This is a genomic window from Micromonospora sp. URMC 107 (assembly GCF_051386315.1).
Taxonomy (GTDB): Bacteria; Actinomycetota; Actinomycetes; order Mycobacteriales; family Micromonosporaceae; genus Micromonospora.
Window position 1 is genome coordinate 1 of sequence record NZ_JBPQTK010000258.1, and the last position, 2,260, is coordinate 2,260.

The following is a 2,260-nucleotide window of genomic DNA, read 5'->3' on the forward strand; positions in this document are numbered from 1 at the left end:
GTGTCGGGGCTCGGGCGGGCGGGTGTTGTTGGCCCGGGGCTCCGGCTCGTGCCCGTTCCCGGGCGTCTGGCAGCTTCCCGGGGGCGGGCTCGAGCACGCCGAGCACCCGGCGCACGCCGTGGTCCGCGAGTTCGCCGAGGAGACCGGCCTCACGGTGGAAGTCACCGGGCTGCGGGCCGTGCTCGCCGACGTGACGACCTTCCGTGACGCCGACGTGGCGGTGCACACCGACCGCCTGGTCTTCGACGTCGCCGCACGAGGCGGCGAACTGCGGCCGGAGCCCGCCGGCGGCAGCGACGAGGTGGGCTGGTTCACGACCGTCGAGGCGGCGACGTTGCCGTTGATGCCGTTCACCGCCGAGTTGCTCGGCCTGCCCGTGTCGCCGCTGCCGCCGGATCTGCCCCGCTCGCCGGCGGCGGGGCCGGCCACCGCGCCCCCGGCCGACCGGAGGCAGCGCTTCGGGGCGTACGGCCTGGTCACCGACCCCGCCGGCCGGGTGCTGCTCACCATGATCGCCGACGGCTACCCGGGCGCCGGCCGGTGGCACCTGCCCGGCGGCGGGACCGACCACGGCGAGCAGCCGGTCGCCGCGCTGCTGCGCGAACCGGTCGAGGAGGCTGGCCAGCTCGGCCGGGTGGTCGAGCTGATCGGCGTCGACAACCTGCACAACCCGGCCGCGCTGGGCCCGGAGGGGCGCCCGCTCGACTGGCACGGCATCCGGGTGGTCTACCGGGTGGCGGTGGACGCGCCCACCGAGCCGCGGGTGACCGAGCTCGCCGGCGGCTCCACCGCCCGCGCGGGCTGGTTCGCGCCCGGGCAGCTCGCCGGCCTGCCGCTCACCGAGATCGCCGCCCTGGCGCTGGCCGGGGTGCCCGCCGACGACCGTCCGTGATCGCCGCCCCGGCGCTGGCCGGGACCGCCGCCGACGATCGTCCGTAACCGGACATCGGTGTCCCCGGCGCCCGCTCGCCGAGCCGGCGGGGGCGGGGTCCGGTACATTCGATGTGGGGTTGGTGGAGGAAACGGGCGATGGAGCCCGGGATGGGAATAAGAGAGCGGTTCGCGCGGTTGGACCAGATATAAGTACCGCCGGCAGCTATCGCCAACCCCCGTTCCCCTATGCGATGGTGTACTCCGCAAAACGGCTGCCGGGCCAGAAAGGTCCGGCACGAGACAGCCGGACACCCGCCCTCGCGGCGGTCAGCCGATCCGGTGATGGAGGAAACGTGCCGAGAGCCCCATGGCGCCGGCGTCGTACCACTGACAGTCCGCGTCCCGCAGGGCGTCGCTGGGCGGGCCCGTTGCGCCGCAGCAGTTCGCTCGCCCGGCAGGTGCTGCTGGTCCGAGTGGGGCGCCGCGACGGTGACCTGCACGGAGGCAGCGACCTCTCGATGCCCGAGCACCGCTACGCCGACCGGCCGCGTCGCCGCTACGGGCTGCCCCGGGTCGAGCGCGCCGAGGTCGCCTCGATCGTCCCGGTCAGCCCCGCCCTCGGCCCCACGACACCGGTCGACGAGCCGGCGATGTCGATCCCGCTGCTTCCCGGCGAACGCACCCTCGCCCGCCGGATGAAGTTCGCGGTGGTCAACGCCTGCACGCTCAGCAGCCTGATGCTCGGCATGCTGGCCATCTTCCTGGCCATGCAGGGCGAGGTGCGCGTCGCCGCGCTCTGCCTGATCGCCTGCGTCGTCTTCGACGGCCTCGACGGCGCGCTCGCCCGCAGGTTCGGGGTGGCCAGCCCGTTCGGCGCGCAGATGGACTCGCTGGCCGACATGTGCTCGTTCGGCCTCGCCGCCCCGGTGGTGGTCTACGCCTCGCTGGCCGGCTCGGTCTCCACACCGGCCGCCGCGGTGGCCTGCGCCCTCGTGGCGGCGTGCGCGGCGATCCGGCTCGCCCGGTTCAACGTCTCGCCGAAGGACGGCAGGTTCTTCTGCGGCGTGCCCACCACCATGGCGGCCGCCGTGCTCGCCCTGACCGTCGCCATCGGGCTGCCCGTGCCGGGCATCGTCCTGGTCGCCGGCGTGGCACTGCTCGCCTTCGCCATGGTCTCCAGCTTCCCCTACGCCAAGCTCGCGCGGCTGGTGAAGCTTCCGCCGTGGCTGTGGCTGGCCCCGGTGATCGGCGCGCTGATCGACATCCGGCTCACCTTCGCCCTGATCGTGGTCGGTTACCTGGTCAGCGGCCCGGTGCTCTGGCTGCGTCAGCGCCGCACCGCCTGAGGCACGTACGCGAGAAGGGGGGGGGGGGGGGGGGGGGGGGG

At 74.6% G+C, this 2,260-nt stretch carries 2 protein-coding genes; both read left to right on the forward strand.

Features of this window, described 5'->3' with window-relative positions; genetic code table 11:
- A partial coding sequence (locus tag ACSNN9_RS28320) for an NUDIX domain-containing protein (protein WP_436676366.1) occupies positions 1 to 892 on the forward strand: 892 nt, incomplete at its 5' end.
- Between the two features lie 409 nt (positions 893 to 1,301).
- Positions 1,302 to 2,219, forward strand: coding sequence for a CDP-alcohol phosphatidyltransferase family protein (locus ACSNN9_RS28325; RefSeq protein WP_436676367.1), 918 nt, complete (start codon positions 1,302 to 1,304; stop codon positions 2,217 to 2,219).
- Positions 2,220 to 2,260: the final 41 nt, after the last annotated feature.